General features: G+C 64.8%; 12 protein-coding genes and 1 tRNA gene. 9 read left to right on the plus strand and 4 right to left on the minus strand.

The window, feature by feature from the left end:
* Positions 1-17 precede the first annotated feature (17 nt).
* On the plus strand, positions 18-1,436 hold the full coding sequence (locus tag ACVZTU_RS06110; RefSeq protein ID WP_139469683.1) for an amidase: 1,419 nt from the start codon (positions 18-20) through the stop codon (positions 1,434-1,436).
* Between the two features lie 137 nt (positions 1,437-1,573).
* Here ACVZTU_RS06110 and ACVZTU_RS06115 read toward each other — a convergent pair whose 3' ends face one another.
* Complete coding sequence (locus ACVZTU_RS06115) at positions 1,574-3,382, minus strand: zinc ribbon domain-containing protein (protein ID WP_482401574.1); 1,809 nt, start codon at positions 3,380-3,382, stop codon at positions 1,574-1,576.
* 115 nt (positions 3,383-3,497) lie between these two features.
* Between ACVZTU_RS06115 and ACVZTU_RS06120 the strand changes: the two genes are divergently transcribed.
* Entirely contained in the window at positions 3,498-4,832 is a 1,335-nt protein-coding gene (locus tag ACVZTU_RS06120) for a cell division protein PerM (RefSeq protein ID WP_259356540.1), read from the plus strand.
* 166 nt (positions 4,833-4,998) lie between these two features.
* On the opposite strand, the gene ACVZTU_RS06125 is transcribed toward ACVZTU_RS06120, so the two are convergent.
* Complete coding sequence (locus ACVZTU_RS06125; RefSeq protein ID WP_101545186.1) at positions 4,999-5,451, minus strand: hypothetical protein; 453 nt, start codon at positions 5,449-5,451, stop codon at positions 4,999-5,001.
* A 102-nt stretch (positions 5,452-5,553) separates the two neighbouring features.
* On the opposite strand from ACVZTU_RS06125, the gene purN reads away from it, so the two are divergent.
* From purN to ACVZTU_RS06145, 4 genes are all read left to right on the plus strand, one after another.
* Positions 5,554-6,177 carry a phosphoribosylglycinamide formyltransferase gene (gene purN, locus ACVZTU_RS06130; protein ID WP_482401575.1) on the plus strand — a complete coding sequence of 208 codons (624 nt, stop codon included), beginning with the start codon at positions 5,554-5,556 and terminating at the stop codon, positions 6,175-6,177.
* A gap of 48 nt (positions 6,178-6,225) precedes the next feature.
* Positions 6,226-7,770, plus strand: a complete 1,545-nt coding sequence (purH, locus tag ACVZTU_RS06135; RefSeq protein WP_482401576.1) for a bifunctional phosphoribosylaminoimidazolecarboxamide formyltransferase/IMP cyclohydrolase — start codon at positions 6,226-6,228, stop codon at positions 7,768-7,770.
* Between the two features lies 1 nt (position 7,771).
* Positions 7,772-8,113, plus strand: coding sequence for a hypothetical protein (locus tag ACVZTU_RS06140; RefSeq protein ID WP_482401577.1), 342 nt, complete (start codon positions 7,772-7,774; stop codon positions 8,111-8,113).
* 136 nt (positions 8,114-8,249) lie between these two features.
* A complete protein-coding gene (locus ACVZTU_RS06145) occupies positions 8,250-8,432 on the plus strand; it encodes an antitoxin (RefSeq protein ID WP_139469677.1) in 183 nt (60 codons plus the stop codon).
* A 189-nt stretch (positions 8,433-8,621) separates the two neighbouring features.
* Here the strand turns inward: ACVZTU_RS06145 and ACVZTU_RS06150 are convergent, their stop codons facing one another.
* Positions 8,622-11,171: a UvrD-helicase domain-containing protein gene (locus ACVZTU_RS06150; protein WP_482401578.1), complete on the minus strand. Its 2,550-nt coding sequence runs from the start codon at positions 11,169-11,171 to the stop codon at positions 8,622-8,624.
* Positions 11,172-11,292: 121 nt separating this feature from the next.
* Positions 11,293-11,685, minus strand: a complete 393-nt coding sequence (locus tag ACVZTU_RS06155; RefSeq protein WP_139469675.1) for a hypothetical protein — start codon at positions 11,683-11,685, stop codon at positions 11,293-11,295.
* Between the two features lie 64 nt (positions 11,686-11,749).
* On the opposite strand from ACVZTU_RS06155, the gene ACVZTU_RS06160 reads away from it, so the two are divergent.
* From ACVZTU_RS06160 to ACVZTU_RS06170, 3 genes are all read left to right on the plus strand, one after another.
* Positions 11,750-11,821, plus strand: a tRNA-Gln gene (locus ACVZTU_RS06160).
* 32 nt (positions 11,822-11,853) lie between these two features.
* Complete coding sequence (glmU, locus tag ACVZTU_RS06165; RefSeq protein ID WP_482401579.1) at positions 11,854-13,311, plus strand: bifunctional UDP-N-acetylglucosamine diphosphorylase/glucosamine-1-phosphate N-acetyltransferase GlmU; 1,458 nt, start codon at positions 11,854-11,856, stop codon at positions 13,309-13,311.
* Positions 13,304-14,275, plus strand: a complete 972-nt coding sequence (locus ACVZTU_RS06170) for a ribose-phosphate diphosphokinase (protein ID WP_025777652.1) — start codon at positions 13,304-13,306, stop codon at positions 14,273-14,275. The genes glmU and ACVZTU_RS06170 overlap by 8 nt, the downstream gene beginning before the upstream one ends.
* Positions 14,276-14,296: the final 21 nt, after the last annotated feature.

The following is a 14,296-nucleotide window of genomic DNA, read 5'->3' on the forward strand; positions in this document are numbered from 1 at the left end:
GAGAGAAAGGGCAGCATATGACCACATCGCTTGCCGACCGCAGTGCGGCCGAAATGGCAGCCGGATTCGCCGGCGGGGACTTCGACCCGGTCGAGGTGCACTCCGCGGTCGTCGACCGCATGGACGACTGCGAACCGACCATCAACGCCCTGTTCCACCGCGACGACGAACGCTCCCGGGACGCCGCCGCTGCCAGCGCAGCACGCTGGCGAGAGGGACGACCGTTGAGCGACCTCGACGGGGTGCCCGTGACGATCAAGGAGAACATCGCCCGCCGCGGAGTTCCGCTGCCCAGCGGCCACGCCTGGGTGGAGATGCCGGTGGCCGGCCACGATGCCCCGATCACCGAGCGTCTCGAAGAAGCCGGAGCCGTCATCCTCGGTTCGACGACGATGCCCGACTGGGGAATGCTCTCCTCAGGAGTGTCCTCTCTGCACGGAATCACCCGTTCACCGCTGGACCCGAGCCTGACGACCGGAGGGTCGAGCGCCGGAGCCGGAGCCGCGGCAGCCGCCGGATACGGACCCATCCACATCGGCTCCGACATCGGCGGATCCATCCGCCTGCCATGCACGTGGCTCGGTCTGGCCGGACTCAAGCCCAGCTTCGGCCGCGTGCCTCTCGACGCCCCCTACCTGGGCAGATGTGCGGGACCGCTGGCGCGGACGATGGCCGACGTCAAAGCCGCCATGGACATCATCTCCGCCCCGGACGATCGCGACTATTCGCGGCTGCCGCGCTTCGCCGCCGATGATGCGCAGTCTCTGCCGGGCAGCGACTCGGCTGGAGCCTTCGACCCGCGGGGACTGCGCATCGGCGTGCAGCTCGACGCCGGGTGCGGGGTCGCCGCAGCGGCGCAGGTGCGCTCGGCCGTCACCGAGGCGGCAGAGAGGTTCTCTGCGGCCGGTGCAGAAATCGTCACGGTCGATCCTTTCATCGACGATGATCACCTCCGCGACATGGATCTGTTCTGGCGGGTCCGGTCGTGGGCCGACCTCAAGGCGCTGCCTGTCGACGAACAGGCGCTCATTCTGCCTTATATCCAGCAGTGGGCACAGGACGGAGCCGATACCAGCGGAGTCGACCTGATGCGCTGCTATCACAGCGTTCAGGAGATCCGGCGGCGGACGGTCGAAGCAACTGCCGAGTTCGACCTGGTCATCTCGCCGACAGCTCCGGACGCGGCATTCCCGGCCGAGCAGCCGATGCCGTACCCGCAGGTGCACGAACCGATGGGGCATATAGGGTTCACCATGCCGTTCAACATGTCAGAACAGCCTGCGGCGACGGTGCTGGCCGGATCCATGGACGACGGTCGGACCATCGGAGTGCAGATCGCCGGACGACGGTTCGCCGACGAACTCGTCATGGCCGCCGGTGCCTGGTTCGAAGCCGCGGCCGACCTCGAGCTGCCGACTCGGTCGGTCGGAGTCTGAGAGAACGACGACAGCGGGCCTGCGACGACCGGGAATCGGTCGTCACAGGCCCGCTGTGACTTGGACGTCGCCTCGGTGACGGTGGGTGTCTCACCTCGGGGAGGTGAGGTGCACCGTGTCGGCGGTGGACCCTGAGGTCAGAAGTCGAAGAATTCGACCGAGAGCTTGTCTCCGTCGATCTTCACGCTTCCGGACACCGACAGGGAGTTGCCGTTGGAGAAGTACGAGGAGCCGGCCCTCTTGCCGTCGACGGAGAAGTTGAACTTGCCTGGCTTCTCGGTGAAGAACGAGCCGGTGTTCGTGTCTCCGGCGCCGAAGCTGGCCTTCACCTTCGGCATCTCCTTCATGTCCCATTTGGCGGTGTTCTTCTTCGCCAGATCATCGAGCTTCTTGTCCGAACCGCCGACTGGGATCTCGGTCGGGTCGTACTTGATGAAGTCGCACTTCGGCTCGATGCTCTTGTTGTCGAAGCACTTCTTGAGCTCCTTCTCGACCTGTTTCTGAACTTCCTTGTCGAAGGCGCCGGTCGGGGACAGATCGAGGTTGAGGGTGGTGGGGGACACCTGGCCCTTGTTCGGCTGTCCGCCGGGGGCGAAGGCCTTCGGGAAGTTCACCTTGGCCGTATCGGAAGCTTCGGAGATCCACTTGCTCTTCGGAATCGTGAAGTCGTAGCTGCCGGGGTAGACAGCGAACGACGTGGTGCCCGACTTCGCCTTGTAGTCCTTGCCGTTGACGGCGAGACCGTCGGCAGCGGGGATATCGAGGGAGATGACGTTGAGGTCGGGGCCCTTCATCGTCCACTTGTCGAAGAACAGGTCCTGTTTGCCGTCCTTCGTCGCAGAGAGCTCCACATTGTAGGGGCTGCCGTCGAGCTCGTAGGACACGACGACGGTGCCCTTGTCCCCGTCGGTCTTCGACGATTCGACCTTGGCCTTCTCGATCTTCGCCGATGAGGAATCGGTGAATTCCTTCTGCAGCAGATCGAGGTTCGTGCCCTCAGGCCGTGTCGAGGGGGCGATCTTCTCCGCGGCTGCGAAATCACCCTTGTTCAGGGCTTCGACGTAGTCCTCTGCGACCTTGTCGGGTCCGTACTTGTTCTTGTTCACGCTGCCGATGACGAAGAACCCGACGAGGACGAGGATGATGACCAGCGCGACCGCACCGAGGGTGATGAAGAGCGGAAGTTTGCTCTTCTTCTTATCGGGGCGATTGTCGGCACGCGTCGCGGTGCTCTGACCGCCGGCGAAACCCGGAGCCGGTGCAGGCTGCGGAATCGCCTGGGATGGACCGGAACCGGTCTGTTGGGCGTTCGGACCCGACCCCGTCTGATACTGCCCGGACTGGTTCTGGGCGGAGTTAAACTGGCCCGGCTGGTCCTGAGCGCCGGGGTACGGCTGATTAGACGCCCCCGGATATGCCGCATTCGAATACTGACCGCCTGGCTGTTGGACGCCCTGCGGCTGAGCGCCTTGCGATTGAGCCCCGGGGTAGCCGCCGTTCGGCTGCTGCGGGCTCTGGTACTGGTTGTTCGGATACTGCCCGTTCTGAGGCTGGTCACTCGGAGACGGGGCACCGGGATAGGGACCCGCCTGTGGGCCGCCCTGAACGTTGGCTCCGCCTTGCTGGCCGGAGTTGAAGGACTGATCGTTCTGGGCGCCGGGGCCCGAATACTGAGGCGGTTGGTTCTGCTGAGAAGAAGCCGGAGCGACCGTCGGTCGTTCCGGCGCATCGTTGCCCGGAGCTCCCAAGGGTGGTGCCTGGTCATCGGGCACCGAGGAACCGCTTCCGGACTGAGCCGAACCGCCGGTTGCGGTGGGGGCGTCATCGGAGACCGAACCCGGAAGGCCCTCATCCGTCGGCAACTCCGACTCGGGCTTCGACCCGCCGTTCTCCGGAGGCTCGCTGGGTGGTGGCGGGAAATTGGGGTGATCGTTCCCGTTGCTCATCGTGGGGTCATCCTTTGCGTGTACAAGCCTGTCCTGGCGCAATTGTACTTCCCGGAGCAGGGAATCGCGTGGTCAATACCGGGAAGCCGAGCCGGGTTAGGCGAAAATGGTCCTGATGCACACTTCTCCTCACCCTCAGCCCTACCGTCGGACGATCTTCGCAGCCCTCATGGAAGTCGTGAAGATCGACCTCATCGTCGTTCCCGCGGGATTCGTCGTCGCCATCGTCTTCTGGATCATCGGGCTCGGCTCGCAGCTGCCGTACTCGGCGATTCCCGAATGGGCGTTCGCACTGTGGGCGACGGTGTCAGGACTGAGTGTCTCGACCCTCGGATTCGACTTCTCGCTGGCGCCGAGCCTCGTGACTGTCGGCCTGTGGCTGCTGGTGGCAACGGGGGCCAAACGAGTCGCCCGCAGCACGGCAGCGGACAGCCCGGCCGAGAGCGACGACGATCCCGGCGGATGGTGGGCGCTCATGGGTACAGCTCTGGGCACCTTCGTCGTGGCCTACGCCGCTCCTCTGCTCGTCGCGGCGGTCCTGGTCGGCCAGGCCACGGTGACTCCGCTCGGATTCCTTCGGCTCTTCCTCTTCCTCGTCACGGCTGTGGCGTGGGCCTTCATTCGGGTGCGAGGAATCGGTGACATCCCCGGACTGGCCGTGATCGCCGATGACACCTGGACTGTCTCCGTCGGACTCGCACGCCGTCTGCTGTGGGCCGCTGCGGCACTCGGTGCGATCGTGCTCGTCGTCGGAATCGTGATCCGCTGGAGCGATGTCGCCGACACTGTGCAGGTCTACAGCTCACCGGTCGCCGCAGGCATCGGCCTCATCGTCGTTCAGGCGCTCTTCGCCCCGAGCATCCTCTTCTCAGCCCTGTCGTGGACCGCCGGGACGGGAGTGAGCATCGGCGGGGCCGGGACGAGCTCTGCATTCACTTCGACCTCAGCGCCCGTGCCCGATGTGCACGTGCTGCAGCTGTTGGACGGTGACTATCCCGCCTGGACGGCGGCCGCACCGGCGCTTCTCGTGCTGCTCGGTCTGCTGTGCGTCATCCTCGGCCGCGACCGAGCCCGCGACATCGCCGCACAGTCGTGGATGGGACTGGGGCTTGCAATCGGGATACTGTTCGTCGCCCTCGAGGTGCTCGCGCTGTTCGCCGGTGGGGCCTTGGGCCCGCTGGGTCTCTCCGGGTTCGGACCCTCGGCCCTGACGTCGGCGCTGGCGATCACTGGGTGGATCGGTGTGGGAATGGCCGCCGGCCTTCTGCTGATCAGACTCTCCGGTCTGCACGCCGAGTATTCCGAATTCGCCGAGGATGACGAAGAGTACCCCGACGACGAGGATGCCACAGCGGGCGCGTTCGAAGAGGACCGCACAACGGATGCGTTCGATGAGGACGAACCGGAATCGCTCGCCGACGACATCGTCGACGAAGACGAACCGCGTTAGACGAGGGCGCTGCCTCGGTGACGGATTGGGCTGCCTCGGTGAGGCAGCGTACTCACCGCGGCTGTGGCGTGAACAGAAGTCCGCCTCGGTGACGGGGCAGGCGTGAACCGAGGACATCCTCGGTGAGGGGATCAGCGCTGAATGATCAGGGTCTTGGCCCCGTGGATCACTTGGTGCCGGGCAGATCGAGATCCTGGCCGGTGACCTGCTTGAACCAGTCACCCAGACCCGACTGATACTCACTCGAGCACGAGAGCTGCGCCTGCTGCGTGATCGCGTCGCGCAGGCATTCCTCGTACTTCGACTGCACCGGCCAGAGGATGACCGAGGACATCGTGGAGAAGATGAGGTAGATGCTGAGCAGACCGCCGAGGATGCCCAAGGACATGTTCCGGCGCTGCTTGGTCTTGACGACGGCGACGATGTACTTCACCGACCAGACGACTGCGGCGATGGCGAAGCCGATGGCGGCGAGCTTGAACGGCAGCTGATACGTGAACGTCAGCACCGAGGCGAGGATCAGCAGTATCAGGACGAGCCCGTGTCGTGCCGGTGCGGCCTGTGCCTCCTCTTCGGGAGTCGGTGCCTTCTTCTCTTCGGTATTCTGCGGTGACGTCACCGGATCAGTTTCTCACAGTCGACTGACAAATGCCTCGGCGGGCCGTGTCCGCACGATGACAGCAGGGCATCGTCCATGTGCTGCAGACGTTAGACTGTGCGGGTGCGCATCGTTCTTCTGGCATCAGGATCCGGTACCCTCACGCAGTCCGTCATCGACGCTTTCGCCGACGGGACCCGTGGAGTCGACATCGTCGCCATCGGGGCCGACTCGGCCACCGCAGGGGTCCTGACCCGAGCCGAACAGCATGAGATTCCCTCCTTCGTCGTCCGGCCCAAGGACTTCGCCGACCGCGACGAGTGGAACCTGGCGCTGAAGGACACGGTGGCCGAGCTCGCCCCGGACTGGGTGGTCTCCGCCGGTTTCATGCGCATCCTCGGTCCCAGCTTCGTCGAGGCCTTCCCGTCCCGGATCATCAATACCCATCCGGCGCTGCTGCCGTCGTTCCCGGGTGCACACGGGGTCCGCGACGCGCTCGCCCACGGGGTGAAGCTGACCGGCGGAACCATCCACCTCGTCGACACCGGAGTCGACACCGGACCGATCATCACTCAGTACGCTGTGCCCGTCGGCGATGACGACACCGAGGAGACCGTGCACGAGAACATCAAAGCCCGGGAACGCGAAGAGCTCGTGCGTCTGCTGGCACATCTGGCCCACACCGACCTCGTCGTCGAAGGGCGACATGTCCGCGGATATGTCGCCTCGGCGATGACCGCCCACTGACCCCGCCGTGAGAAGAACCGACCGGCAACCGAACCTCGAGGAGGATCTGTGACAGGAACCCGCGCGATCAAGAGAGCGCTGATCAGCGTCTACGACAAGACCGGGCTGGAGGAGCTGGCTCGCGGCCTCCACGCCGCCGGAGTCCAGATCGTGTCGACCGGATCCACGGCAGCGAAGATCGCCGAGGCGGGAGCCGCGGTGACGAAAGTCGAAGACCTCACCGGGTTCCCCGAATGCCTCGAAGGGCGGGTCAAGACCCTTCATCCGCGCGTCCACGCCGGCATCCTCGCCGATTCCCGCAAGCCTGAGCACCTGGAACAGCTGTCCGAACTCGAGATCGAGCCCTTCGACCTCGTCGTCGTCAACCTCTATCCTTTCGCCGACACCGTCGCGAGCGGAGCCGGCTTCGATGACTGCATCGAACAGATCGACATCGGCGGACCCTCGATGGTGCGTGCGGCGGCGAAGAACCACCCCACGGTCACCGTCGTGACCGATCCGGCCGACTACTCGGCCGTGCTCGACGCAGCCTCCGGAGACGGCTTCGATATCGATGCCCGCCGCATCTTCGCCGCCCGCGCCTTCGCCCACACTGCCGCCTACGACGCGGCCGTCGCCTCCTGGTTCGCCGCGGAACTCGCCACCGATGAGAAGGCCGAATTCGCCGGCCTCACCGGAGAGAAGATCGCCGACCTGCGCTATGGAGAGAATCCGCACCAGGCTGCTGCCGTGTACTCCGACGGCACCGCCGGAATCGCCGGTGCGAAACTGCTCGGCGGCAAAGCGATGTCGTACAACAACTACACGGACACCGATGCCGCGATCCGCGCGGCATTCGACTTCGAGCAGCCGGCCGTCGCCATCATCAAGCATGCGAACCCCTGCGGAATCGCCGTCGGTGAGTCTGCTGCCGCTGCGCACAAGTCCGCCCACGAATGCGATCCGCTGTCGGCCTACGGCGGTGTCATCGCCACGAACCGCGAGGTCGACGCAGAGCTCGCAGCATCGATCAAGCCGATCTTCACAGAATGCCTGGCCGCTCCGTCGTTCAGCGCCGAGGCACTTGAGATCCTCACGACGAAGAAGAACCTGCGACTGCTCGAGCTCGGCGACATCGATGTGCCCACAGACGAGGTCAAGCCGATCAGCGGTGGGTTCCTCGTACAGGACCGCGACGCCTTCCAGGCGGACGGCGACTCCGTCGAGAACTGGACCCTGGCCGCTGGTCCGGCAGCTGCACCCGAGGTCCTCGCGGATCTCGAATTCGCGTGGAAGGCCGGACGGGCTGTGAAGTCCAACGCGATCCTGCTCGCCAAGGGGGGAGCCTCGGTGGGTGTGGGTATGGGGCAGGTCAACCGCGTCGACTCGGCCAAACTCGCTGTCGAACGTGCCGGAGCCGAACGCGCCACCGGTGCGGTCGCAGCCTCCGACGCCTTCTTCCCGTTCCCCGACGGTCTGCAGATCCTCATCGACGCAGGAGTCACCGCCGTGGTGCAGCCCGGCGGATCGATCCGCGACGATGAGGTCATCGCGGCCGCGGAGGCGGCAGGGATCACGATGTACCTGACCGGGAGCCGCCATTTCTTCCACTGAGATGAAGCGGCCTCACCCCCGCCACGCACGGCGGGGGAGAGGGCCGATCGCGAAGCGATGGATCTACTGGAAACGGCGATACGCGCATCCCACTCGGCGTGACTGGGTGCTGCTCGGCTGTCTCCTGGGCGTCGCCGCCGCCGCGGCGTGCTCCGTCATCGATTTCCGCCTCGGTGCTGTCGTCCTCGCGGTCGTTCCTGCCGGTCTCGCCGGGTTCCGAGCGATGCCGCAGCCGTGGACCGAAGTGTGGGCGAATCGGTCGAAGGTCGTCGACATCACGACCTGTCTGGTGTTCGCCGGACTGCTGGTCGGGCTTGCGTTCCTCGTACCGCTGACCCGCTGAGGAGTCGGTCTCGGCGACGTTCTTTATGTGCATTCGCTGAGAAATGGGACGCGCAGGTGTCGTCACGTCGACAATAGTGGCAAGGTGAGTGGCGTCAGAGGTTCGCTTCGAACCTTTTCCGATGAAAGGAGACAGCATGGGACTCGACGATCTTACTAACAAAGCCAAGGACGCCTTGAATAGCGATAAGGGTGAAGAGATCAGCGACCAGGGCCTGGACAAGGCCTCGGACGCAGCCAACAATGTCACCGGTGGAAAGTTCGAAGACCAGATCAATCAGGGTCGCGACGGAGCCGATGACAAGCTCGGCAACGAATGATCTTTAATCCATAGCCGCGTCCGGCATGGATGAGCGCCGAGGAGAATGTGATTCTCCTCGGCGCTTTCTTGTGTTCTGGCTAGCGTCAGTCGATACCAACTATCGGGGCACGAGTGGCTTCGCTGCGCGAGCGAACGGCTCAGTGCAGTGGATGCACGGCTTGGCCGTGCATCCACGTGCACCATTGCCTCAGCTGAGTTTTTCGATCGGGGCGTAGCGCAGCAGCAGCCGCTTCGATCCGGCCGAACCGAAGTCGACGACGGCCACGGTCTTGTCTCCGACACCGTTGACTTCGGTGACGGTGCCGAGCCCGAAGGACTCGTGCGAGACCTTCTCGCCGACCTCGACGGAGATGACCTCACGATTGGGTCGGATCCGATTGGGGAATCCGGCAACCGGTGTCGACGAACTCGCACTCGAGCGTGAGCGGGAGCCGCCACCGGACGACCGTGATGACCCGAAGCCGCGTGATCCTCCCGAGTATCCGGACGAATAGCCGCCGGAGCCGAAACCTCCGGAACCGAAGCCGCCCGAAGCGAACCCGCCGGAGAAGCTGCCCGTGTTCTCCCAATTGATGAGGTTCTCCGGGATCTCGGACAGGAACCGGCTCGGCGGATTGTATTGAGGCTGACCCCACATGCTCCGGGTCTCGGCGCGAGTGACGAGCAGACGCTGCCGTGCACGCGTGAGCCCGACATACGCCAGACGCCGCTCCTCCGACAGCTCCTGCGGATTCTCGAAGGAACGCGAATGCGGGAATCCTCCGTCTTCGAGTCCGGTGAGGAAGACCACCGGGAACTCGAGTCCCTTGGCCGTGTGCAGAGTCATCAGTGTGACCTGACCGAGTTCGGCATCGGGGATCTGATCAGTGTCCGAGGCCAGAGCCACCTGTTCGAGGAACTGATCGATGGCCGCCGCGCCGACGCCCGGTGCAGCGGAGGCGTCTGCGGAACCGACGTCATCGACGTCGGGGTCGACCGCCTCGGCGGCGGTTTCGGTCTCTGTATCGGTCGTCTCAGGCACGGCGGTCGCCTCAGTGCCGGTGTCTGTGTTGGTGTCGTTGTCATCCGGCGTGTCCGGTTCCGCAACCGCGGCAGCCTCCCGAGTGGCGACGAAATCCTCGGCCACGGCGACGAGTTCGGCGAGGTTGTCGACACGGGACTCGTCCTGCGGATCGGTGCTCTTCTGCAGCGATTCGAGGTACCCGGACTGTTCGAGGATCGCCTCGATGACCCGGGAGAGCGGGGAGGATTCGGCGGTGGAGCGCAGGTCCTGCATGAGGTCGTAGAACTTCTGCACCGAGGTCAGGGCGCGCGAACTCAGGTGAGGGATCTCGTCGAGGCGGCCCAGGGCGGTGAAGAAGCTGATGTTCTCCCGGTCGGCGAAGTCGGCGATGATGCCCTCGGTGCGGTCGCCGATGGAGCGTTTGGGCACATTGAGGATGCGGCGCAGATTGACGTCGTCATCGGGGTTGGCGACGACGCGCAGGTAGGCGAGGGCGTCCTTGATCTCCTTGCGCTCGTAGAAGCGGGTGCCGCCGACGACCTTGTACGGGATTCCGGACCGGACCAGCGCATCTTCGATGGCGCGCGACTGAGCGTTCGTGCGGTAGAACACGGCGAAGTCACCATAGGTGTACTTCTCCTCGTCGATGAGGTCATCGATGCGGTCGACGATGAACCGGGCTTCACCTTGTTCGTTCTCGGCCACCCAGCCGACGATCTGCTCGCCGGAACCCTCCGAGGTCCACAGCTTCTTCTCGCGGCGGTCGTCGTTGTTCGCGATCACGGCATTGGCGGCGTCGAGGATGTTCTGCGTCGACCGATAGTTCTGTTCCAACAGAATGGTGTCCGCGTTCGGGAAGTCCTTCTCGAACTCGACGATGTTGCGCACCGTGGCGCCGCGGAAGGCATAGATCGACTGGTCGGCGTCGCCGACGACGGTGAGTTCGGCACCCGTCGGCCCTCCTGCGCCGTCACCGGCCAGGGCTTTGATCAGGGCGTACTGTGCTGGGTTCGTGTCCTGGTACTCGTCGACGAGGATATGGCGGAACCGGCGACGGTAGGAATCGGCCACCTCGGGGAAGGCGCCGAAGAGGTGGACGGTCTCTGCGATGAGGTCGTCGAAGTCGAAGGCATTGGCCAGGCGCAGACGGGAGGTGTAGCGCTTGAAGACGTCGGCGAGCACCTCGTCGGCGGGATTGTTGGGCCGCGGGATGAAGTCGTCGGGGGTCTGCAGGTCGTTCTTGAGGTTCGAGATTCGGTGCAGGATGGCCCGCGGGGCGTACTTCTTCGTGTCGAGGCCGAGCTCCTTGAGGATCTGGGCGACGAGTCGCTGGGCGTCCTGGGCGTCGTAGATCGTGAAATTCGACTTCATGCCCAGCACCTTCGCCTCGCGGCGGAGAATGCGCACACACGAGGAGTGGAAGGTCGAGACCCACATGGCGCGGGAGGCAGGGCCGACGATCGAGGACACGCGTTCGGCCATCTCTTTCGCGGCCTTGTTCGTGAACGTGATCGCCAGGACTTCGCCGGGGTGGGCGCGACCGGTGGCCAAGGCGTAGGCGATGCGTCGGGTGAGCACGGTCGTCTTGCCCGATCCGGCTCCGGCGACGATGAGCAGCGGGGATCCCGTATGGATTACGGCCTCGCGCTGCCTGGGGTTGAGTCCGGTGAGGAGTTCGGCCGCTCGGGAGTCGGCGCCGGCGGCATGGTCGGTGTGTTCAGCTGCAGCAGTCATGTCGCCCCCAACGATACCGTCAGCCTCGGACACGAGCTCACACCCCTCAGAACTACCTGACGGCGGCTCAGCAACCTCGCGCGAGGTTGCTGAGCCGCCGTCAGGTAGTAATTGGGGAGGGTCAGTGGATGAAGACGGCCACGATGACGTTGATGACCGCGAAGGCCACCACCAGGTGTGCCATGGTCGCCGACGGGTTCGCCACCTTCACGCCTGCCCCGCCCTCTGCAGGCGCAGAGGCGGCGAAGGCCTTCTGCTTCTTGTTGCCGATGAACGCGAAGACAGTGACGAGGATCGCCACGACCAGTTTGATGCCGAGCTTCATATGGTTGACGTCGCCATCGCCCATCTCGGCCAGCCCCATGAGCAGCAGGCCGGTGACCAGCTGCAGATAGGCGCCGTGGAGCATTCCGGGCATCACTTTGGGGGAGCGGATGACGGTGAAATAGCCGCCGACGATGATGGCCATACCCAGCAGATGCAGGGTCAGAAGAATCTCGCGTAGAATTTCCATACAGTTAATCGTAGTGGCATGATGGTGTCTCGTGAGCGCGGGCCCCTCTACTGGTGCACGCTGTTCCGCCCTGGTGTAATGGCAGCACGCCGGCCTTTGGAGCCGTGCAGTATAGGTTCGAATCCTATGGGCGGAGCTGGCCCAACCCGACATGCGAAGGATTCAACTATGTCGCAGACTCATCCGACCGCCGTCATCGTTCTGGCAGCGGGCCAAGGCACTCGAATGAAGTCGGCTCTTCCCAAGGTGATGCATCCCATCGGCGGACGCTCCCTGCTCCATCACTCCGTCGCCGCGGCGGCCGGAACCTCTCCCGAGCACCTCATCGTCGTCGTCCGCCATGAGCGCGATCAGCTCGTCGCCCACCTCGACTCCCTTCCCGTGTCCTCCCAGAGAACCCTGCTCATCGCCGATCAGGATGAGGTTCCGGGCACCGGCCGCGCCACCGAATGTGCGCTCACCCAGTTGCCCGAGGACCTCAGCGGAACCGTCGTCGTCACCTACGGCGATGTGCCGCTGCTGACGACGGAGACCATCAACGGCCTCGTCGAGATCCACGAATCCAACGCCAACGCCGTGACCGTCCTGTCCGCCGAGGTGAACGACCCGACCGGGTACGGCCGCATCGTCCGCGACGCGAACGGATCCCTGCTGCGCATCGTCGAGCAGAAGGACGCCGGCGAGACCGAACGGGCCATCCGTGAGATCAACTCCGGCATCTACGCCTTCGACGCCGCGGCGCTCAAGGAGGGCCTGGCCTCGCTGACGACCGACAACGCGCAGGGTGAGAAGTACCTCACCGACGTCATCGGACATTCCCGTGAGGCGGGCCGCCCCGTCGCCGCCACGGCCACCGACGACCTGTGGCAGGTCGAGGGAGCCAATGATCGCGTGCAGCTGGCGAACCTCGGCAAGGAGCTCAACCGCCGGCAGTGCGAGAAGTTCATGCGTGCCGGTGTCTCCATCATCGACCCCGACACCACGTGGATCGACGTCGACGTGTCCATCGCCGCCGATGCGACGATCCTGCCCGGCACCCAGCTGTTGGGCGCCACCGACATCGGCGCCGGCGCCGTCGTCGGCCCCGACACCACCCTCAAGGACACCGAGGTGGGGGAGAACGCCAAGGTCGTGCGCACCCACGGTGAACTCGCCGTCGTCGGCCCGGAAGCCAACGTCGGACCGTTCGCCTACCTGCGTCCGGGCACCAAGCTCGGCGAGTCCGGAAAGATCGGCACCTTCGTGGAGACGAAGAACGCCGATATCGGCAAGGGTGCGAAGGTACCCCACCTCTCCTACGTCGGCGATGCGGAGATCGGGGAGGGCTCGAACATCGGAGCCGCCTCGGTGTTCGTCAACTACGACGGCGTCAACAAGCACCGCACCGTCATCGGCAAGCATGCACGCATGGGCTCGGACAATATGTATGTCGCCCCTGTCACCGTGGGCGACGGCGCCTATTCGGGTGCGAGCACGACGGTGCGCAAGGATGTCCCTGCAGGAGCGCTGGCCATCTCGGTGGCCCCACAGCGCAACCTGGAGGGCTGGGTTCAGACAAACCGTCCGGGCACGCCTGCAGCGCAGGCGGCCGAAAACGCATCCGAAGGGGAACGGATCAGTGAATGAGATAACGACGGCGGGCGATAAGAAGCTCGTCCTGGTGAGCGGTCGGGCAAATCCCGAACTCGCCGAGCAAGTCGCGGAGAATCTGGGGACCGAACTCCTCCCCACCGACATCTACAACTTCGCGAACGGCGAGATCTACGTCCGCTACTCCGAGTCAGTGCGCGGCAGCGACGTCTTCGTCCTCCAGTCCCACTGCGCTCCCATCAACGAATGGCTGATGGAGCAGCTGATCATGGTCGACGCCCTCAAGCGTGCATCGGCCAAGCGCATCACCGTCATCGCACCGTTCTTCCCGTACGCCAGGCAGGACAAGAAACACCGCGGACGCGAGCCCATCTCCGCTCGCCTCGTCGCCGATCTGTACAAGACCGCCGGTGCCGACCGCATCATCACCGTGGACCTGCACACCGCGCAGATCCAGGGCTACTTCGACGGTCCCGTCGACCACCTCATCGCGATGCCGATCCTCGCCGGCTACGTCAAGGACAAGTACCCCGGCGACCTAGCCGTGGTTTCGCCCGACGCCGGCCGCATCAAGGTCGCGGAGAACTGGTCGAACTCGCTGGGCGGAGTGCCGCTGGCCTTCATCCACAAGACCCGCGACATCACCCGACCGAACGAGACCAAGGCCAACCGCGTCGTCGGTGAGGTCGAGGGCCGCACCTGCGTGCTCGTCGACGACATGATCGACACCGGCGGCACCATCGTGCAGGCCGCCGATGCCTGCATGGCCGCCGGCGCGAAGGGCGTCATCGTCGTGTCCACCCACGCCGTGTTCTCCGGCCCGGCCGTCGAACGCCTGTCGAACTCCGTGGCCGAAGAGGTCATCGTCACGAACACTCTGCCGCTGAGCGAAGACAAGATCTTCGACAAGCTCACCGTGCTCTCGATCGCCCCGCTCATCGCTCGTGCCGTGCACGAGGTCTTCGAAGACGGATCGGTCACGAGTCTCTTCGAGGTCTGATCCCGAAGGCTGAGGCCCCGT

This window comes from Brevibacterium sp. OS20 (genome assembly GCF_056837565.1).